The sequence below is a fragment of the Variimorphobacter sp. HTMS_6 genome, assembly GCF_059717775.1.
The window spans coordinates 1,162,321-1,183,506 of record NZ_AP046094.1 but is presented as its reverse complement, the minus strand read 5'-3'; the positions used below and the strand labels follow the sequence as shown (position 1 = coordinate 1,183,506).

Below are 21,186 nucleotides of genomic sequence, written 5' to 3'. Positions count from 1 at the left end.
ACAAATGTGTACACGCTCTAAGAACCTTCGATTCATAAGTACAAATAGAAATTTCATCATTTGTAATTAAAACTGAAGGTTCATAATCTCTTTATAAGCATCCAATACATGATTTCGAATAGCAACTGTATATTGCAAAGATAAATTCGCTTTTTGCTGAGCAACCAACAAATCACTTGTATTGTTTGTTAATCCGAGGGAATAGTTCATTTCCTCCTGCTCTGCAGCGTTTTGATAATTATTTGTCTCATCTACTTGGTTCGTTAAAGCTTTAAACAAGCTATCAAATGTCTTATTTCCGTTTTCTGTAGTTGGTGAAGCTCCTGAAGACCCGATTTTTTGATAATCCATTAAATTACTAATTGATGAAATATTCATTACTTTCCTCCATAATGCGATCGGTCAGCATCTTACTTTATTTATTTCCCTATCTCTAATCCTTTTAGAGCCATATTCTTGCTTGCATTGAAAGCAGTAACATTGGCTTCATAAGACCTTGATGCATCAATCATATCTGTCATTTCTTGAACAACATTAACATTTGGATAGGTTACATAACCATCCGCATCAGCATCCGGATGAGACGGATCATAAACCTTGCGCATCTCCGTGCTTGTATCATCTACTATTTGTGTTACCTTAACACCGTTTCCTGACTTTTCTGTGGTTTTAGCCAATACATCACCAAAAGAGGATGAATCTTTTTCTGCAAAGACAACTGCTTTTCTTCGGTAGGGGTTGCCATTCTCGTCACGGGTTGTATTAACATTAGCAATATTCTGTGAGATTATATCCATACGTAGTCTTTGTGCAGTCATACCACTTGCACTTACGTTCATAGCATCAATCGCCGACATCGTTTATCCTCCTATGTTTTGATTTACTTTCTATATTTGAATTAAGTAACCAGAATACTTCTCTGGTTCTTCCTCTTATAAACATCCATGTTTCGTAAAGCTTCCTATTTGATTTTGTGAATCTTATCTTGCGTTGAGCACAGTTTTAATTCGATTGAACTCCTGTGACATGGAATCAAGTAGGGCATAATAACGAATCTGATTTTCCGCTAAGTAAGCCGATTCCGTATCAATATCCACATTGTTTCCGTCCAGGCGGTAGCTAAGGTTTGCATTGTCTGTATATTCCGTTGCATTCAATGAATTTAAATTAGCGTTCGATACCTTTTCATCTAGCGACCCATCGCCCGTCAGAGCATCCTGCAAATAAGATTCGAATTGCACATCATTTCTTTTATAACCGGGTGTATCAACATTCGCAATATTATTAGAAATAACTTCATTCCTTTTCCAACTTGCATTAGCCGCCTTGCCCAGTACATTAATGTAATTAAATGCGTTTGAACCTATCATATCTACACTCCTTTCCATATATAATTTATTATAATTAATTTTGCAAAAAACACAAGATGTATTTGAAAAATTAGGAGAATAATACTACAACTTGTGATATTATAGATATTTTACCATTTTGTTAGGTGTTTTTTGTACATATTATCTCAATTCAAAATTACAATATGTGACTTTTACCAAATTTCATACGAAAAATAAAGTATTTTGTCATATTTCATCATTACTACTTCATTAAGATATCATATCATTCATGTATTTTCATTATGAAATTACATACAAAAAAGGATTTATAAGAGGCACCTCTCATAAATCCTTATATTCTCTATAAACCAACGGTATCTAATTATTGTTCAGCTTCTCTAACTCATCAAAAACCACATCATTCAATACCCTAATGTAGGTCCCCTTCATTCCTGAGCTACGTGATTCAATTACACCGGCACTTTCAAATTTACGAAGTGCATTTACAATCACCGATCTGGTTATTCCAACTCGGTCAGCAATCTTACTTGCTACCAGTATTCCTTCATTCCCTTTTAATTCTTCAAAAATATGAGTAATTGCTTCCAGTTCTGAAAAAGATAATGTGCTAATCGCTGATTTTACAATCTGAACCTTACGATTTTCTTCCGCACTTTCTTCATTAACGGATCTCATCATCTCTAACCCGACAACTGTGGTGCCGTATTCACTTAAAATAATATCATCCAAAGTATATTGTGGACCGTTCTTATACAAGAACAAGGTTCCAAGTCTTTCCCCTGCGATATCAATTGGTGTAATGATTGCCTGATACGTATCAACATCATCAAACTCAAACCCCAACGTTCTTAGATTAACATTCTCTTTTGTCGATAATATATTGAGGAGTCTTTCATTCAGCAAACCATCGATATGCCTTCCTACAGCATCCTTAATCAACTCATTAATTTCCGCAATATCATTCCGATTTTTAACACCAAGAACCTTACCCTTACGGCTGATTACCAGTACATTTGATGCAAGTATTTCGCTCAAGACTACACAGATGTCATTAAATACTACCTTATGCGAATTATTATTATGCAATAAGTTATTAATTTTTCTTGTTTTATCCAACAACTGTACACTCATTCGATGGTTCCTCCCAAATTCAATGTTCCCCTCTATCATACCATGTGCCCGTAAATATGCTTAATCGGTTCATGGAAGAAGGTAATATAATTAGTAAATCCTACTAAATATATTACCTTCATAATTCTATCATATCTGATTCCTAAAAACAATAGTCTTTTCTCCTAATTGACATATATTATGAGATAATTACAAATTGTTCTATAGAATTTTGCGTTTTTTCAAAAAATAGGTGAAATATTTTATTTATTTAGAATTACTAATAACATTACCACACTTATCATTGTCGCATACAAGCTTATTTCCCTTTTCTAGCAGTACGCCACCGCATTTATCACATCTTTTGTCGGAAGGTTTCTGCCAAGTCATAAAAGTACATTCAGGATTTTGTATACAGCCATAATATTTTCTACCCTTTTTGGTTTTACGTAATACAATATCGCTACCACATAGAGGACAGGATACACCGATTTTTTCAAGATATGGCTTTGTATTCTTACATTCCGGAAAGCCGGGACAAGCAAGGAACTTGCCATGGGGTCCGTACTTAACAACCATATTTCGACCACACATCTCACAAATCTCGTCGGTTACTTCATCTTCTATTTGAATCTTCTCTAACTCTGTTTCAGCATTTTTTACTGCTTCTTCCAAATCAGGATAGAAGTTTCTTATTACGGTTTTCCAGTTTACTGTTCCATCTTCAACACAGTCAAGCAGCGATTCCATATTAGCGGTAAAGTTAACATCAACAATACTTGCAAAAGCACATTTCATAATGCTATTAACCGCTTCACCCAGTTCAGTGACATATAGATTTTTATTTTCCTTCGCGATATAACGTCTGGCGATGATTGTTGTAATCGTCGGTGCATAGGTACTCGGTCTTCCGATTCCTAGCTCCTCCAACGTCTTTACAAGGGATGCTTCTGAATAGTGTGCGGGTGGCTGTGTAAAATGCTGACTTTCATTCAGTTCCATCAGTTCAAGCTTATCACCCTCTTGCAGGCTTTCAAAATTAACTGCATTATCACCTTCTTCTTCCTCCGGTGTATAGACGCTCATAAAGCCATCAAACACCAATTTTGAGGCTGAAGCAGAAAAACGTAAACCATTTGCTTCTATTTTAATTGTATTTGTTTCGTATTTTGCAGGCATCATTCTGCTTGCTACGAAGCGCTTCCATATCAGTTGATATAAACGGAATTGATCCCTAGTGAGGGATTCCTTGATATCATTCGGATTTAGCTCCACATAAGTTGGACGTATCGCCTCATGCGCATCCTGAATCTTCTTACCAGTACGGCCAACGTTTTCTTCCAACGCCACAAAGTGCTCACCGAACTTATCCTTAATAAACTGCTTTACACCCTGATCTGCTTCATCACTGATTCGAATAGAATCCGTACGAAGATAAGTAATCAAACCTATGGTACCATGACCTTTTACATCGATACCTTCATATAACTGCTGTGCCAGCTGCATCGTCTTCTGAGTGGAATAATTCAGTGCCTTTGCCGATTCCTGCTGTAATGTACTGGTGGTAAACGGTAACGGAGCTTTTCTGATTCGTTCACTCTTTTTGATTTCCTTTGCAACAAAGGAAGCATGTTCCAGTTGCTTCAGTATATCATTCATTTCTTGTTCGGAATGGATATCTTTTTTCGTTAATTTCGCAACCAAAGGCTTTTTCTTTCCCTTTAATTCGAATTGAGCTTCAAGATTCCAGTATTCCTCAGGAACAAAAGCATTAATCTCATCGTCACGATCACAGATAATACGTAGAGCAACTGACTGTACTCTACCCGCGCTAAGACCTCTTTTCACCTTAGCCCAAAGAAGCGGGCTGATTTGATATCCCACCATACGATCAAGGATTCTTCTAGCCTGCTGAGCGTTCACCAAATCCATATCAACATCCCTTGCTTGCTTTATGGAGGCTTTTACCGCATTCTTCGTGATTTCATTAAATGTGATCCTACTGGAATCCTTCTCTTCTAATCTTAACGTCTGAGATAAGTGCCAGGAGATTGCTTCCCCTTCACGGTCAGGGTCAGTTGCGAGAAAGACTTTATCCGCCTTTTTTACTTCCTTGCGAAGTTTCGCTAATAAATCGCCTTTTCCTCGAATCGTAATATATTTCGGCTCATAATCGTGTTCAATATCAATTCCCATTTGACTCTTCGGCAAATCTCGAACGTGTCCGTTTGACGCAAGCACCTCATAATTTGCACCCAAAAACTTTTTAATTGTTTTTGCTTTTGCCGGAGATTCAACAATAACAAGATACCTTGGCATACTGTTTGTTTCCCTTCATTTCTATGTGTATAAAACCTATCTATCATTTACAATGTAATAATTTTTTCTTATTTGACAAATGTAGCCCCTAAGCTCAAGTAATAGAAGTTGTTCCAATAACAAATCCATCGGAATACCTGTTTTATCACTGATTTCCCCTATATGCATGGGTTCGAAGCTTAAACAAGCATACACTATTTTCCCATCTGTTTCAAGAATTTTATTATTTTTTTTCAAATCATTGGGGATTTGTTCATAATTCAGTATCAAATCTTCCAAAATATCTTTGGCACCTGTTACTAACTTTGCCCCCATTTTTATCAAATTATTACACCCGCCACTTAAGCGATCCGTTGCTTTTCCCGGTAACGCATAGATATCTTTTCCCTGTTCCAGCCCCATATCGACTGTAATCAAAGATCCACTTTTCTCCCTTGCTTCAATCACCAATACTCCATCACTCAATCCACTTATGATACGATTCCTCATCGGAAAATTACCGGCAATCGGTTGTACTCCGGGTGCATATTCCGATAACACTCCTCCCTCGCTTATCATCCTAGTAAAAACATTGATATTTTCTCGCGGATAGCAGATATCAATTCCCGAACCCATCACGCCATAAGTCAATCCCCCGGACTCCAACGCGCCGATATGAGCGCAGGTATCAATCCCTCTCGCTAAACCGCTAATAATCGCAACTCCTTCCTTGGCTATCTCGTGTGCAAGGTATTTTGCCATTTCTCTGCCGTAATCGGTGCACTCTCTTGCTCCGACGATGGCTAGAATTTTTTGATTTTCATCCGGAAGTTTTCCTCTTACATATAATGCAAACGGAGCGTCGTATATATTTTTTAGCTTCTTAGGATAATCATTATCCTCCTTTGCAACAAAATATATGCCATCTTTTATCAGTTTAGCATAATTATGTTGAATTTCTTGGTGGTTTCTGCTTTTCACGATGCATTCCACATCCTGTTGTGAAAATTGACTAGCCAACGAAAATTGTGATTGAAACTTTAATAACTCCTCCTTGGTAGCGCGAAACACTTCCTCCGCCGTACCGAACATCTCTAGTAAACGAGCTATTTTCTTATTGCCAATTCTCTCAATATTCGCCAACCAATAACTATATTCTTTACTCGTCATATCCATCCTCCTCTTACAACATTACAGTATTCTAGTAATTTCATGGAAACAAACTCGCTTCACACCTCTTCCCTTTGTGTTAGTTTGAGCCGAGGATTTCGCAGGCTCAAACCTTATGATGTAAATTTTAATTCTTGTGCCTTTAAAAGCCTTTATCTAAATCACTCCAGACTTCATATGCCTCCCCTTTGTGTTAGTTTGAGCCGAGGATTTCGCAGGCTCAAACCATATGATGTGAATTTAAATTCTTGTGCCTTTCAAAGCCTTTATCTAAATCACTCCAGACTTCATATGCCTTCCCTTTGTGTTAGTTTGAGCCGAGGATTTCGCAGGCTCAAACTTAGAAATGTGAATTATGCTCTTTATAATTCACATTAATCGCCCCAATATTTTTGATCTATACTGCGATAACAGATTGCTTCACTGATGTGCTTGGTTTGAATCCGTTCACTTTGATCCAAATCCGCAATCGTCCTTGCGACCTTAAGAATGCGGTGATAGGCTCTGGCGCTAAGATTCATCTTTATAAATGCTTCCTCAAGTAAGCTCTGCTCCTTATGATCAAGTTTACAATATTTTTTAATTGTCCTGGGAGATAACTGTGAATTAAAGTAGATATTCTGACCCCGGTATCGTTCTAACTGTATTTGTCTGGCAATTCTCACACGACCCCTGATATCCTCTGAGCTTTCCTGTTTCTCCTGTTCAAGTAGTTCCTTATAATTCATCTGCAACGCTTCGATACAGATATCAAATCGATCCAGTAAGGGCTGAGAGATTCGCCCGAGATAGCGTTTCACCTGATTAATAGAGCAATCACATTTATTCCTGTCCGGATAATAACCACAGGAACAAGGGTTCATTGCACCAACAAGCATGAAACCTGCAGGATATTTATATGTACCGTTTAGTCTTGCTATTGTGACTGATTTATCCTCCAAAGGTTGCCTTAACACTTCTATGGTATTCTTTTGGAATTCAGGCAGTTCATCCAGAAACAACACTCCTAGATGCGCTAGACTAATTTCACCGGGCTGGGGCACTCTTCCCCCTCCTACCAACGCTGTGGTAGTTATCGTATGATGGGGATTTCGAAATGGTCGGTTCAACACCAATGCCTGCTGATCCAAAAGGCCGGCGATGCTATATATCTTCGAGATCTCCATGCTCTCCTCAAAGGATAGCCCAGGCATAATTGTAGGAATTCTCTTCGCTAACATCGTTTTCCCTGAGCCAGGAGGGCCAATCATTAATATATTATGCATTCCGGATACCGCAATTTCGATTGCCCTTTTTGCTGCCTTTTGACCTGCTACCTCAAAAAAATCAATGAAATCCTCTTTTCGGTCTGCCAAAAACAATTCATTGACATCCAACTCCTCTGGTGACTTCTCCCCTTTGTTATTCAAAATGTCCGCCGCTTCCTTAAGGGTTGCTACACCATAGACCTGAACACCGGATACGACCGCTCCTTCTTTTGCATTTTCCTGCGGGACGATACACTTTTTAAACCCCTGTTGTTTTGCAGAATAAACAATAGGCAGTACTCCGTTTACTTTATTCACATTACCATTTAAGCTGAGTTCCCCGATAATTAAATAATCCTTAAGATTTTCTTCGGGAAGATGGCCAAGGGCCGTTAGAATTGCAATCGCAATAGATAAATCAAAGACCGTTCCTTCTTTTCGTATATCTGCCGGGGATAGATTCACTGTGATTCTCTTGGGTGGTATCATATAACCGGAATTCTTAAGCGAAATTCTTACTCTCTCTCTCGCTTCTTTAACCTCCGATCCCAGATACCCAACCATATCAAAAACAGGTAATCCATCACTGACATCTGCTTCCACTGATACAACTAGACCGTCGATACCGTGAAAAGTTGCACTGTAGGCTTTACTAAACATAGTTGCTCCTTCCATTGTCTCTCCTACAATGAAGGAATCATTTGCTTATTGGTAGTATAACAAAGGAAAAATGGATTTTCAAGTTTTTGTAAAAAATATTATAAAAATAGAAACGAACCATTTGACAAACATATTTAGCGATACTATAATATTGATAATTATTCCTATTTTATCATTAATATTTTAACACTAAATACCACTAGTATGAAACACCCGTTAAGGAGGAGTTAGATATGAACAAAGTAGAATTAAAACCAGGTATATATTATGTAGGTGTTGTGGATTGGAATCTCCGTAACTTCCACGGCTATTCTATTCATAAGGGGACAACTTACAACGCATATCTGATTGTGGATGAAAAGATTGCATTAATTGATACAGTAAAGGCTTCCTTCTCACAGGAGCTGCTTGAGCGTGTCTCAGAAATTATAAATCCTGCTGATATCGATTATCTTATCTCCAATCATGTTGAGATGGATCACTCCGGTGGAATTCCTGCAGTAATGCAGGCTGCACCGAATGCAGTTATCGTGACCTCGGATCCGAATGGTTTAAAAGGATTGCGTATGCATTACGGCTCAACTTATAAGTATCAACAAATCAAGTCCGGGGATGTTCTCCCTCTTGGCAAGAGAACCTTAACTTTTGTCGGTACACCAATGTTACATTGGCCTGACAACATGGTTACCTATTGCCCAGAAGAAAAAATCCTATTCTCAAATGATGCCTTCGGTCAACATTTTACATCAAATAAACACTTTGATGATGAAGTTGATCTCTCTCAGGTGTTGTCGGATGTTCAAGGGTATTACGCAAATATTTTAATGCCTTACGGAGCACAGGCAAAAAAAGCACTCGCAATTGTAGAGGAACTCGAACTTGATATGATTGCTCCAAGTCATGGTATTATATGGAGAAGCCATATCAAAGAAGTTTTGAGCGCATACCACCGTTTCTCAGACGGAGAAACCGAGGACACTGCACTTGTTATCTTTGATTCCATGTGGCACTCCACCGAATCAATGGCACATAGTATTGTGGAAGGTTTTGATAAGAGAGGAACGAAAGTACGATTAATTGATCTGAAGGAGAATGATCTGTCCGACATCGTTACCGAAGTTCTAACCGCACGCTATCTAGTGGTTGGATCTCCTACGTTAAACAATAACATTCTTCCGAATGTTGCAGCATTACTCTCCTACCTAAAGGGTCTCCAACCAAAGGGTAAGAAGGGTTTTGCATTCGGTTCCTACGGTTGGGGTGGTCAAAGTACCGGTATTGTCAATCAAGCTCTCATTGATATAGGAGTTGATATCATTATGGATCCGGTTAAAATTAATTACATACCAAGCAAGGAACAATTAACCGATCTGGAGAACCAGGTAGCCGCTTTATAGATGTAGTCGTCTTTTCGATTATTTTTTCTTCTTGTAATATTGATTTTCCCTATATTAATATTTTTTCAATATTAAAATTAACGTACTACATAAAAATATTTTTAAGAAGCAGTAACAAAACAGATAATAAAGCATATAATCAGCGGACATTTTAAAATTATGCGCATATAATAAACCATGATACAAGAGAGATTATATTATAGACAAATCTCATGTAAAGGGTGATTATATGCGCATTTGTGAGTTAAGAGAGAAAGAAGTAATCAATTGTAGAGACTGCATGAGACTTGGATATGTTTGTGATGTAGAATTCGATATATGCACCGGTCAAATTACTCATATCATAATTCCCGGCCCCTGTAAGGTGTGGGGTATCCTTGGACGTGACCAGGAATATGTTATCGGACGAAGCTGTATCAAGCAAATTGGAGTCGATATTATACTAGTAGATGTGGATATTGAAAAATGTCTGCTAAAATGCATTTAATTATTATAAAAAGAATAAAAAACCAACAAAATTGAACAAGAATAGCACTAAAATGTAATAATTTTCTTGACCATTAGTAAATTTTTCAATATAATCTAGTTATGTCTAATAAATCGTCAAACTATTCTGTTTTAAACGATTTATATTAGTACCAACTAGGAGGATTTACTATGAAATGCCCATTTTGTAACAAGGATAACACCAGAGTGATTGACTCCCGTCCCGCTGATGAAAACAACTCAATTCGTAGAAGAAGACAATGTGATGAGTGCCATAGAAGATTTACCACATATGAGAAGGTTGAAACCATCCCTTTGGTAGTGATTAAGAAGGATAATAATCGCGAACCATATGATCGTGCCAAGATTGAAGCAGGAGTATTTCGTTCCTGTCATAAGCGTCCTATTTCGATTGACCAAATCACATCACTTGTGGACGAAGTTGAAAATTCTATCTTTATCCGTGAAGATAAAGAGATTCCTAGTTCTGTTATCGGCGAAATCGTAATGAATAAATTAAAAAACCTGGATCCGGTAGCCTATGTAAGATTTGCTTCCGTATACCGTGAGTTTAAAGATGTCAGCACATTCATGGACGAATTAAAAAAAATATTAGAATAGCCCCCGGGTGGAAACTGTTCCTCCGAACTATTATCTTATGACTCATAAAAGGGGACTCTGCCAGACCGAGTCCCCTTTATTGATAAGTTCTATAAGTTTACAAACTACATATTCTAAGTACCAACGTCTTCATACAATTGCTATAGTATATATGTTTCACAATTCTCATAAATTTATTTTATTAAATACTTCCCAAGCTTATCATAATTCCGTTCAAATTCCACATGATCTCCAATGTAATTTGGTATGCCAAAGGTTATTCCAAGCTTTTCGGGAGTCCTATAACTATATGCATCCATCATATTACCCGAGCCGATTATATCAGCATTTTGAAACCCTTTCAAAAGATCTTCATCCGTTATATTACTAAAATAATCTCTAATCGCCTTATCCAGTTCCTCATTCCCTTGTTCCACCGAGATAAAATCCCAGCTACGAAAATCTTTCACAAAATCCTCATTTAGTGTAACAACATCACCAAGTGTTGTTCTTTGATTTTTTCTTTTATCTATATTTGTTGTATAGGTAAGCTCTGTTGGATGTGCCGAATATGGAGCGTTAAAATCAGCCAGATACAAAAAGCTACTGTAATTATCATTATTTAATTTAGTCTGATAGCTAACCTTCAATATTACCCTGTTGCTTGTCGGTTCAGGGGTAAGTTCCGGGAAGGGTTCGAAGGAATAGATATCCAGTATTTTATCAAAATCCTTTTTAATAATCTGATTCCAGATTGTGATGTCTTTCGAATTATCCCCAGCGGGAATGATCGGATAATCTGCTTCAATCCCCTTCTTGGTAATATGTTCATTTGTAATCGATGAATTCCCAGTTGCATTCTGATTAACTGTTTCTTTTTCTTTCTTTAATTCACATCCGGTGAGAGCTATCATTATTATAATAAGCCCAATCATGAATCTAAGTCGAAGCCTCATGGAATAATCCCCTAATGATTACGTATCATTAATATCTATGCAGTTTATACAATATATATCCTTCACACTGCTAATATCTATGATTTAGTTGTGATATTGATTTTAGAACTAATAATCTTAATTGAACAGCAACTCTGTTGATATCATTTATATATAGAAAGACAATTTCTTATAATTTATTACCACATTTAGGACAATACGTAAATTCACTGGATAAGGGATACCCACAGCTTGGGCAACTCTGATGAAAGTGATTATTGTATTGATTGACACTATGAAGATCATCTTCTGTAAGAGTAATCTCTTCCCCTCTTTGAATCCGTTTCCCCAGCTCTTTATCAATCTCATAAACACTATTGCAACAGCTGCTTTTAATGAAGTATTTCTTTCCCCATCTAAAAATCGGGATAAAAAACAAACTAAAATACATAAATGTAGCATAAGCTTCCCATCGTCCAAACTGTCCGCACCTGGAGCATATTACGGTTTGAACAAAATTCAATTTCTTTTCACCATTTGATAGGCCAAAAACAAAAAACATATTAATACCATACCTTTCATCTATCTATGTATGAAATCAGTATAGCATGTTGTTAAATTTTGTCCAATCCTATCTCAAATCGAATAGAATCAAGGAAACTGAGCGAACATAATAAAGAAATCTATATTTTAGCAATTACTATGAAATGGCTCTGTTTTTTTACTCAGTAATTTTATATAATAAATTATACAACACCGCTCTTCTAACGAACAAGGGCGTGTAATTTCATCACATCGGAGGAAATGCATATGTTATTTGGAGCCCTGGAAGCAGGCGGAACAAAGATGGTAATGGCAATTGGCAATGAGAACGGAGAAATCATAAACCAAAGCACCATACCTACAGAAACACCCGATATTACTATGGCTAATATTCTTCAGTATTTTAGAAATCAAAATATCTCTGCCCTCGGTGTCGGTTCTTTTGGTCCGATTGACTTAGAGCGAACCTCTCCAACCTATGGATACATCACATCCACTCCAAAATTGGCTTGGGCAAATTATAATATTGTAGGAACTCTAAAGACCGTTCTTGATATTCCGATTGGGTTTGATACGGACGTAAATGCGTCTGCTCTTGGGGAAGCCACTTGGGGCTGTATGAAAGGATTACCCTCCGGCATTTATATTACGATTGGAACCGGAATTGGTGTCGGTATCTTTATGAATGGCGGACTGTTACATGGAATGCTTCATCCGGAAGGTGGACACATTCTGTTAAGCAAGCATCCAATGGACAGCTTTAAAGGTGTATGTCCTTATCATCCTAATTGTTTTGAAGGTTTGGCTTCGGGACCTGCGATTGAGATGCGCTGGAATCAAAAAGCCTTTGAACTAGTAGACAAAATGGAGGTATGGGATATGGAGGCATATTACATCGCCCAGGGGATTGTTAATTATATTCTTACGCTCTCCCCTCATAAGATTGTTCTGGGTGGCGGCGTAATGCATCAAACTCAGCTTTTCCCGCTTATTCATAAGAATGTAGCCACCTTACTTAACGGTTATATCGATACCCCCCAGATGAAGGATCTTGCAAATTATATTGTCCCCCCCTCACTAAACGATAATCAAGGAATTATGGGTTGTTTAGCACTTGCAAAACTGGAATTTGAACTAGAGAAGTCTGGGGATATTGCAACATCCCCCTCTACTTCCTCTTTTTCATCACCCTTAAATGAACAAAAAGATACACAATAAAGCTTATAAATAATGGTAGATAAAAGTTTATAATTCGACTTAAGAGCATCGCGGATGGTAATTGCTGTTGCGTATAATATGGCTGAAAAATCATCAAAAATGCCTTTTCCGCAATACCAACCGAACCCGGTAGCGGAACTGCCGTTACCGCAATACTGATAACGGATTGTCCTGTTACTAATTCAAATCCACCATGTTCATTATGTCCGAAGCTACGATATACCATATAAGAAATCAGATAATAGAATAGCCATTGTACAACCGTAACTGAAAATACCTTAAAGAATAAATCCGGATGCTTGATAAGCAGCTTGGATTTTTCTTTATATGACATTATCATTGCTTCCATTTTGCCCTTCATTTTCTCTACATCCTTGATGATATGCCATCTTACCCCGATTTTAAAACCGAGTTTCAGAAGAAATGGGACTATTTTTTGAGAGAACATCAACGCTGTTAAAATAAGGATAAGACTAAGGGTAAATATACCTCCTGCCGCAAACAGATATTTTAACCAATTTTGCAAGCGAAGAAAAACAGGTAGCTGAACTGTCATCAAGATTGCCCCAAGAAACAGTATCACTATCTGGCTGACAAAAACCATATAAAATATGGCTATGGCTGATAGATCAACACGAATCTTATCTTTATTCATATAATAGAGCTGTGCGGGCTGTGCCCCACTTGCACAAGGTGTAATAGCTCCAAAATAATATCCGATAAAAGTATATTGCAAACTTCGTCTCAAACTAACCCGATGACCCAGCCCATTCAGGATAATATATAGATTTAGAGCCTGACAGCTAAGATACAGGATCATCATCAGGATACCGGTTGCCAAATAGATCGGACTGGACGTCCTAACCACACTAATTAAATCATGGACAGAATATTCTCTTAGTAAAACCACCATCGTTATTATCATTAGTATTAATATAAAGATTAAGCTTCTAATTTGATTTTTTTTACTTACAATTTGTGAATTCATAATTTCCCTATTTTTCTGCTTATTATAATCTACTTGAAACAATATTTTATTATTACCATGTCAACTAAAATTATCAGAATAAAAACATGCATAGACAATACCGCTTGCCAAGTATTATCTATGCATATATTTATGTTATATATTCCCCATACAACCCAAAATTGAAGTATTACACCAAACTGTAATATTTATATATAAAATAACAGATTTATAATTATACATCAAGTAAGGTAAGGTAAATAACGTTAAATATTTATCATATTACGTAATAAAACGTATTAAAAAATTACATTCCTTATTATTCGGTATAAATTCCTTTGTATTATGCACTTTTTCAGTTATTTACAATTCCAAAGGTATTATTTTGGTTTTAAATTCTTTAATCCAATTATAAAAATATACACAATTCGACATCAATTTATGCCTTTGGATATTCCAAATAAACTTTTTTCGCATCTTTACTGAAGGTTCTACCGATTGAGAATACTCTTTTATTTTTCATCTCTACATTATTCCCTTCCATGTATGAGATTTCATCCATATTAACGATGATACCTTGGTTAATCTGAAGAAAATTCATCTCCAAACGTCCAATCAGAGAAGTTATCGATTCGTAAACAGAATGATCCCCTGATCTGGTAACGATGATACTTTGAGAACCTATTCTTTCAATGTACATGATACTTGCTTGATTAATTTTCTTTTTTATATTACCCTCAGTGATAATAAGCGGTACTCTTTGAACACGATTATACATATCATTCACATGTAATATTACCTTCTTGAATATACGCTCCAATCTATCGGGGTCAATCGGTTTTGTTAAATAGCTAAAAGCTTCTACAGTAAATGCATCGTAAGCATATTCCCGGTGGCTTGTAACAAATATAGTTGCGATCTTTGGATTCTTACGTAATAGCTTGGAAGCCAGAGTAATTCCATCCATACCCTTTAAGTCAATATCGAGAAAAGCAATATCTACCACATTATCCTCTATATATTCCATTAGTTGTTCACCACTTAAAAAGCCGATTATATTTGTATCTATTCGGTATTTTTTTGATAGTTCCTCAATATAAGTACAGTTAATTCTTAATGCAATATTCTCATCATCACATACAACTATGTTGATTTTCATAATTCCTCCGCTTGCGTATTTCATTATGATACTTAATATGAAAACATAATTGATTATCTTTAGTATAGTAGTATTAATATTTTTAGTTTAAATAATTTATCTTATAATATTCTTAACTTAGTTCTTCTTTATTTTTTTGATGTCAGTATGAGATTATATGTATTTAACACTCTTCGCCTTTTTATGCAGGAATTACAATGCGAAGATTAAATGTTTCATCATCATAGTCAAAATTCATTTCCCCTTTATACTTTGTAACTATCAGTCTGATATGATCCGTTCCGATACCATGTAGCTGATTATTCTCTTTGTTCGTAATAAATCGTCCTTTTCTTACGATCGGTTTGATACCGAATGAATTCTCACAGCTAATAACATTCCCTTCTTCTGTTTTTTGAATCATAAATTGTACGTATTTCTTACTCCTGCATTTTTCTGCAGCTTCAATTGCATTATCCAATATATTACCTAACAGGGCACAGATATCTTTGTTTTGCATATTAAACTCCTGTGCACCAATAAAACTGGAAAATTCAATATTTTTTTGTTTAGCAAGCGCTTTTTTTGCATTTAATAAAACGGCTACGACCTTATTCCCTTTAATTACAAGATCATTTGCCAGTTCTACATCCTCATACATTTGTTTCAAATATTCTTCTAGGTCATCATACTTTTTGGTTTTAACCAAAGCATTCAAAACACCAATATGGTTATTCATATCATGACGCAATTTACTTAATTTATCTGTCATTTCTACAATATTATTATTAAGTTCAAGTTCATGTTCAATTTGTTGAATCTTAAGCTGTGTTTCAAGCTCCTCATTCGATTTTTTCTCAATTCTAAATATTAAAGCAACCGAATTTATGGTTATTACAAAAACCAAAAACAAGGTACCTGTAATAAGATCATCTATATGTTGAACAATGATCTGTTTATTATAGCATACGTAAACAAGCCCAAGTAAGAGCAGCAGATTGAACAGACATACGAGGATCAATTCTCTTAAATAAGAGACACCGATGATCAGCTTGCCTTTTCTTATCCGAATAACCAATTCAAACAATAGAAATGTTAAAAACTTACCAATTGCAATAACAATCAGACCCAATTGATCCAATTCACCAATTGATTTTACTGGTTGTTTTAACACAAGGCCAAGAAACAACAGCGTCAATATCTCCATGGTAAACAGACCAAAATAATATAGAATATACCAAGTAAGTTTTTCCACTAAACTATTCCGTGTCAAAAAATGAATGCATAAATACATGAAAACAATCAGAAATAGCGTAGTAAACGCTTGATATTTTACCAACTCCGGTGTTTCAACCGTCATTTTTTTTATCACCATCAAGAAAAACAATGTTATTATCATTGCGATCGGTGCTATTTTATGCTTTGGCTCCAGCATAGTAACCATAATTCGATATAATATTAAACATTCAATCATAGCCGGAAAATAAATTAGCAGTGTTCGAATAATATCCATTTTTATTTTACCTCTTCTCTTATACCTATATAAAATGTGTCACATATTCACACATCTATTTTATCGCCACATAAGGCAAATTCCCTATTCATATAATACACACTTTCGTCACATTTTGCAAAACAAATTTCTCCACTAATCATAAAACAAAACCTCTAATAATTATCTCTACTTATTCATAAAATGAAAAGGGTGCCACAATATATTAAATGCGGCTACCCTTTTCACTTTATTCTATATAAAATCAATTCATCTTAGGATGAATTAATTTCTTTCTCTTATCAACCTAAATAATTTCTCATGTTTTTGAGAGCTGATTTTTCAAGCCTGCTAACTTGTGCCTGTGAGATATTAATCTCCTTCGCTACTTCCATCTGAGTTTTTCCCTCAAAGAAACGCAGTTTAATAATGTTATGCTCTCTAGCAGTTAGTTTATCCATAGCCTCCTTTAATGAGATTTCTTCAATCCAGTTCTCTTCCTTATTCTTCTTATCACTTACCTGATCCATAATGTATAGTGCATCTCCGCCTTCTACATAAACCGGATCATATAAGGATACTGGACTTTGTATAGCATCCAGGGCATATACGATATCTTCTTTACTGATGCCAATCTCCTGAGCAATCTCGGTAATCGTCGGTTCTTTTTCATTCTTCTTAACCAATGCCTCTTTCGCATAAATTGCTTTATAAGCAGTATCCCTTAAGGAGCGGCTAACCCTTATTGCATTGTTATCCCGAAGATATCTTCTTATCTCACCGATAATCATCGGAACTGCATAAGTAGAGAATTTTACATTCTGGGTAATATCAAAATTATCGATTGCCTTCATTAATCCGATACACCCAATTTGGAACAGATCATCCACATTCTCATTGCTATTAGAAAATCGTTGTATAATAGAAAGTACCAGGCGTAAATTACCTTTAATATATAATTCTCTTGCTTCTTTATCACCCGATAAAATCCTTTGAAACAATTCTTCCTTTTCACTGTTTTTCAACAACGGCAGCTTAGATGTATTTACACCACAAATCTCAACCTTATAAAGAGCCATAACGAAACCTCCGAATCATTCATTTTCTTTATAGAATGATTCACTTTTTGGCTCATGTTTATACGATTTTTAGAAAAGAAATAATTACCAAAAACTATTCAAAACGGACCATTTCTTTTTTTAGTCTCTTTATAATTTTCTTTTCAAGCCTTGATATGTATGATTGCGAAATGCCAAGCAAATCAGCAACCTCTTTTTGCGTTCTCTCAATTCCATCATCCGTATTCAAACCAAATCTCAAGTCTACAATCACACGTTCACGCTCGGATAATTTGGATAACGCCTTTCTTAGGAGCTTACGATCTACCTCTTCTTCAATATTACGATATATTACATCCTCTTCCGTTCCTAAGATATCCGAAAGAAGAAGCTCGTTACCATCCCAATCAACATTAAGTGGCTCATCAATGGACACTTCCAGTTTTGTCTTGTTATTTCTTCTTAAATACATCAAAATCTCATTCTCAATACAACGGGACGCATAAGTAGCAAGTTTGATATTTTTCTCGGGATTATAGGTGTTAATTGCTTTGATCAAACCAATTGTACCTATCGATATCAAATCCTCTACTCCAACCCCGGTATTGTCAAATTTCTTAGCTATGTATACGACTAATCGTAAATTATGTTCTACAAGGATCGATTTCATCTCACTATCCCGCTCCGTTCCAAGCATTGAGATTACTTCCGCTTCTTTCACCGAATCCAGTGGTGGGGGGAGCACTTCCGCTCCTCCTATATAATGTATTTCACCCTTATGACCGAATAGAATCGTCTTTAGATCCGGGATCATCCGAAATTGAAATTTGTTTTGAATTGATAATTTTAAAAGCATAGATAAACCTCCCATTTTTCCATCAGCTTGAACCTCCATCAAGTATTCTATTGCCCAAACTTCTAAATCAGCTCTTTATGTAATATTACGTGATAGTCATCCTTTGTAGATAGGCGGTTATCACAAATAGCAGCGGTTACTTTCTCATTACATATGATCTCCTGTCCTGTATGAATTAAAACCTTATCCAGCATCAACCCCAACATCATACCTTTTTGCTTTCCGATTGATTGATATGGAATAAATCGCAGACGTACCGAATTTTCACTATCCTGAGGAATGATTCCTTGATTTGGGTTATCCCCTTCCAAACAGTGTTTTGCTACTTCAATCTCCTCATATACTTCACAGGGTAATAATTCCTTAATAACGATATCCTCCATAACCATAACAGGCTTACGAAAAATCGGATCATAGAGGCAATTTCCCGTATCCATTAACCCCTTTGTATGGATACTATGCTCCTTAAAAATGAGTTCCACATCGTAGGTCTCCCGTTTCTCACTTTGATACCAGCGAAGAAACCATAGAATAGCATAAGTTAATGGGATAAGGCATACTATCATAACAAGTACATACCATGATGACAGATTACTAAATACCAAGGCATTACTGATCTTAATCAATCTCTCACGAATGTTGGTATAATAGTATAAGGAATTCAATAATCCTCCTGCAAACAGCGTAATCAAATATAAAACAATCACTTGCTTTATCAGTTCCGGAATCTTCATTCTTCCAAAGGAGACCATAATCATTAGGATTGCTGCAAATACATTCATGATTAGTAATCGTATCATACTATTCATCATTGGAAATATACTGACCATCACGGCAAAGGATGATCCCACAGCCGCTCCTGCCAACAACCGAATGAATTTACTCCGTTTACGATTTACCTTTTTTAGGAGGAACAACAAAATGAAATCTATAATCAAATTAAGGATAAAAATAATATCCGGATATACCTCAAGATACAAATTTCACCTCCAACAATCAGTCAATATTAATATTAGCCAGCTAGTAAGGTAATCCATATACTGGATTTTGTTTCCCGATAACTATTTCTCATAGGAAGAGATACCAGATATCAGGTCTGTATTTTATGTTTATGTCCCTCAATCAAGCATAGTACGATTATAACTTGTTTTGTTTCCATTTTATGTCAATTCATGGTGCGTAATTCGTTGTTTTCATTTACTTTTTTTTCCATCTTTAGATGTTATCTGCATTTCAGACGCAAAAAAAGCTGTTAGATTATTATTATCGAAATAATCTAACAGCCTAAATCTCTTATGTATTACGGTTTTTCTATCAATAATTCATTAAATCCGTTCCTGTCAAAGAATTACTTATTGTGGCGATTCTTCTGTAAAAATTCCGGAATTTTTATACCACTCGGATCCGTACTTAAATTGGACGGTGTTTTTGGAGCTGGAGCAACCGGTCGTCTTGTCGGATCAGTTTGAAAACTTGGTGGAGCAGTATAAGTTGTAGCAGACTGTCCTTGTCCAAAAGCACTTGCAGCGCTAAAGGATTTTCCTAAATTCATATCCGGTTTCATAACAGGTCTTGTTCCCCCGGTTAATGGAGTAGATTGTCTTAAGAAATCAGGAGTCTTAACCATATCCTTAAAACCTCTATCTAACCCGGTAGCGATAACTGTTATGGTTGCTGTATCAGGGTTCATGTCATCAAACATAGCACCGAAGATGATATTCGCGGTATCTCCTGCTAATTCCTGAACTAAGGTTGCTGCTTCATTCGCTTCAATCAAGCTTATATCACCAGAGATATTAATAATTACATGGGAAGCACCCTGAATTGTAGTTTCAAGTAAAGGACTTGTAATTGCCTGTTTTACAGCATCGATACACTTATCATCACCAACTCCGATACCAATACCAATATGTGCAACGCCCTTATCCTTCATAACTGTTTGAACATCGGCAAAGTCTAAGTTAATGAGTCCGGGTACATTAATCAAATCTGTGATACCCTGAACACCCTGTTGTAATACTTCATCCGCTTTTCTTAAAGCATCTGGCATTGTAGTTCTGCGATCTACAATCTCTAATAATTTATCATTCGGTATAACGATTAGTGTATCTACATGTTCTTTCAAACGGTCAATACCGCTAACTGCATTCGTCATACGAGTTTTTGCTTCAAATTTAAAAGGCTTCGTTACAATTCCGACCGTTAAGATGCCCAATTCTTTCGCAATCTGTGCCACAACAGGTGCTGCACCGGTACCGGTACCGCCACCCATACCGCAGGTAACAAATACCATATCCGCACCTCTAATCACTTCAGCTAACTGCTCGTAGCTTTCTTCTGCCGCTTTTTGTCCGATCTCCGGCTGTGCGCCAGCACCAAGACCCTTTGTTAACTTTTCACCTATCTGAATTACCTGAGGAGCCTTACAATTCTTCAAGTGCTGCTTGTCCGTATTCACACAGATAAATTCTACACCCTTTATATTTTCTTCTATCATTCGATTAACGGCGTTGTTACCCGCTCCTCCTACTCCAATAACTAGTATCTTAGCTGTGGTATCCGCCTCGTTTGTTCTAATTTCAAGCAAGGTATATTCCTCCTTTAACGTATTCTTCTCAAAATGACAAGCAAAAGTTACCCTATTTTTGGCTTGTCCATT

At 36.3% G+C, this 21,186-nt stretch carries 20 protein-coding genes; 4 read left to right on the top strand and 16 right to left on the bottom strand.

The features are described 5' to 3' along the window. Positions 1-66 precede the first annotated feature (66 nt). The 7 genes from fliE to AC6IWN_RS05195 form a co-directional block, all read right to left on the bottom strand. Complete coding sequence (gene fliE, locus AC6IWN_RS05225; protein WP_497991313.1) at positions 67-378, bottom strand: flagellar hook-basal body complex protein FliE; 312 nt, start codon at positions 376-378, stop codon at positions 67-69. 41 nt (positions 379-419) lie between these two features. Continuing rightward, entirely contained in the window at positions 420-857 is a 438-nt protein-coding gene (gene flgC / locus AC6IWN_RS05220; protein WP_497991312.1) for a flagellar basal body rod protein FlgC, read from the bottom strand. 123 nt (positions 858-980) lie between these two features. Next, positions 981-1,370, bottom strand: a complete 390-nt coding sequence (flgB, locus tag AC6IWN_RS05215; protein ID WP_497991311.1) for a flagellar basal body rod protein FlgB — start codon at positions 1,368-1,370, stop codon at positions 981-983. 339 nt (positions 1,371-1,709) lie between these two features. Beyond that, entirely contained in the window at positions 1,710-2,483 is a 774-nt protein-coding gene (gene codY / locus AC6IWN_RS05210; protein WP_497991310.1) for a GTP-sensing pleiotropic transcriptional regulator CodY, read from the bottom strand. Positions 2,484-2,729: 246 nt separating this feature from the next. Then, positions 2,730-4,781 (bottom strand): type I DNA topoisomerase, encoded by a 2,052-nt coding sequence (topA, locus tag AC6IWN_RS05205; protein ID WP_497991309.1) that lies wholly within the window; start codon positions 4,779-4,781, stop codon positions 2,730-2,732. 36 nt (positions 4,782-4,817) lie between these two features. After that, positions 4,818-5,930: a DNA-processing protein DprA gene (gene dprA / locus AC6IWN_RS05200; RefSeq protein WP_497991308.1), complete on the bottom strand. Its 1,113-nt coding sequence runs from the start codon at positions 5,928-5,930 to the stop codon at positions 4,818-4,820. 374 nt (positions 5,931-6,304) lie between these two features. Beyond that, entirely contained in the window at positions 6,305-7,852 is a 1,548-nt protein-coding gene (locus tag AC6IWN_RS05195) for a YifB family Mg chelatase-like AAA ATPase (RefSeq protein ID WP_497991307.1), read from the bottom strand. Between the two features lie 218 nt (positions 7,853-8,070). Between AC6IWN_RS05195 and AC6IWN_RS05190 the strand changes: the two genes are divergently transcribed. From AC6IWN_RS05190 to nrdR, 3 genes are all read left to right on the top strand, one after another. Beyond that, positions 8,071-9,234: an FprA family A-type flavoprotein gene (locus tag AC6IWN_RS05190; RefSeq protein WP_497991306.1), complete on the top strand. Its 1,164-nt coding sequence runs from the start codon at positions 8,071-8,073 to the stop codon at positions 9,232-9,234. A gap of 229 nt (positions 9,235-9,463) precedes the next feature. Further along, a complete protein-coding gene (locus AC6IWN_RS05185; RefSeq protein WP_497991305.1) occupies positions 9,464-9,721 on the top strand; it encodes a PRC-barrel domain-containing protein in 258 nt (85 codons plus the stop codon). A 170-nt stretch (positions 9,722-9,891) separates the two neighbouring features. Then, complete coding sequence (gene nrdR, locus AC6IWN_RS05180) at positions 9,892-10,341, top strand: transcriptional regulator NrdR (protein ID WP_497991304.1); 450 nt, start codon at positions 9,892-9,894, stop codon at positions 10,339-10,341. 173 nt (positions 10,342-10,514) lie between these two features. Here nrdR and AC6IWN_RS05175 read toward each other — a convergent pair whose 3' ends face one another. Both AC6IWN_RS05175 and AC6IWN_RS05170 read right to left on the bottom strand, forming a co-directional pair. Further along, positions 10,515-11,276, bottom strand: coding sequence for a hypothetical protein (locus tag AC6IWN_RS05175; protein ID WP_497991303.1), 762 nt, complete (start codon positions 11,274-11,276; stop codon positions 10,515-10,517). Positions 11,277-11,445: 169 nt separating this feature from the next. After that, positions 11,446-11,778, bottom strand: a complete 333-nt coding sequence (locus AC6IWN_RS05170) for a zinc ribbon domain-containing protein (protein WP_497991302.1) — start codon at positions 11,776-11,778, stop codon at positions 11,446-11,448. A gap of 287 nt (positions 11,779-12,065) precedes the next feature. Here AC6IWN_RS05170 and AC6IWN_RS05165 point away from each other — a divergent pair, with 287 nt between their 5' ends. After that, positions 12,066-13,016, top strand: a complete 951-nt coding sequence (locus AC6IWN_RS05165) for an ROK family protein (protein ID WP_497991301.1) — start codon at positions 12,066-12,068, stop codon at positions 13,014-13,016. On the opposite strand, the gene AC6IWN_RS05160 is transcribed toward AC6IWN_RS05165, so the two are convergent. The 7 genes from AC6IWN_RS05160 to ftsZ all read right to left on the bottom strand — a co-directional run bounded on the left by AC6IWN_RS05160 (position 12,967) and on the right by ftsZ (position 21,114). Beyond that, positions 12,967-14,004: a lysylphosphatidylglycerol synthase transmembrane domain-containing protein gene (locus AC6IWN_RS05160; RefSeq protein ID WP_497991300.1), complete on the bottom strand. Its 1,038-nt coding sequence runs from the start codon at positions 14,002-14,004 to the stop codon at positions 12,967-12,969. The two genes, AC6IWN_RS05165 and AC6IWN_RS05160, sit on opposite strands and share 50 nt — an antisense overlap. Positions 14,005-14,422: 418 nt before the next feature. After that, entirely contained in the window at positions 14,423-15,142 is a 720-nt protein-coding gene (locus tag AC6IWN_RS05155) for a LytR/AlgR family response regulator transcription factor (protein WP_497991299.1), read from the bottom strand. A gap of 181 nt (positions 15,143-15,323) precedes the next feature. Beyond that, complete coding sequence (locus AC6IWN_RS05150; protein WP_497991298.1) at positions 15,324-16,634, bottom strand: sensor histidine kinase; 1,311 nt, start codon at positions 16,632-16,634, stop codon at positions 15,324-15,326. 281 nt (positions 16,635-16,915) lie between these two features. Beyond that, on the bottom strand, positions 16,916-17,692 hold the full coding sequence (sigG, locus tag AC6IWN_RS05145) for an RNA polymerase sporulation sigma factor SigG (RefSeq protein WP_497991297.1): 777 nt from the start codon (positions 17,690-17,692) through the stop codon (positions 16,916-16,918). Positions 17,693-17,786: 94 nt separating this feature from the next. Then, a complete protein-coding gene (gene sigE, locus AC6IWN_RS05140) occupies positions 17,787-18,527 on the bottom strand; it encodes an RNA polymerase sporulation sigma factor SigE (protein WP_497991296.1) in 741 nt (246 codons plus the stop codon). Positions 18,528-18,589: 62 nt separating this feature from the next. Further along, a complete protein-coding gene (locus AC6IWN_RS05135; RefSeq protein ID WP_497991295.1) occupies positions 18,590-19,507 on the bottom strand; it encodes a sigma-E processing peptidase SpoIIGA in 918 nt (305 codons plus the stop codon). Between the two features lie 368 nt (positions 19,508-19,875). Then, positions 19,876-21,114: a cell division protein FtsZ gene (gene ftsZ / locus AC6IWN_RS05130; protein ID WP_497991294.1), complete on the bottom strand. Its 1,239-nt coding sequence runs from the start codon at positions 21,112-21,114 to the stop codon at positions 19,876-19,878. Positions 21,115-21,186: the final 72 nt, after the last annotated feature.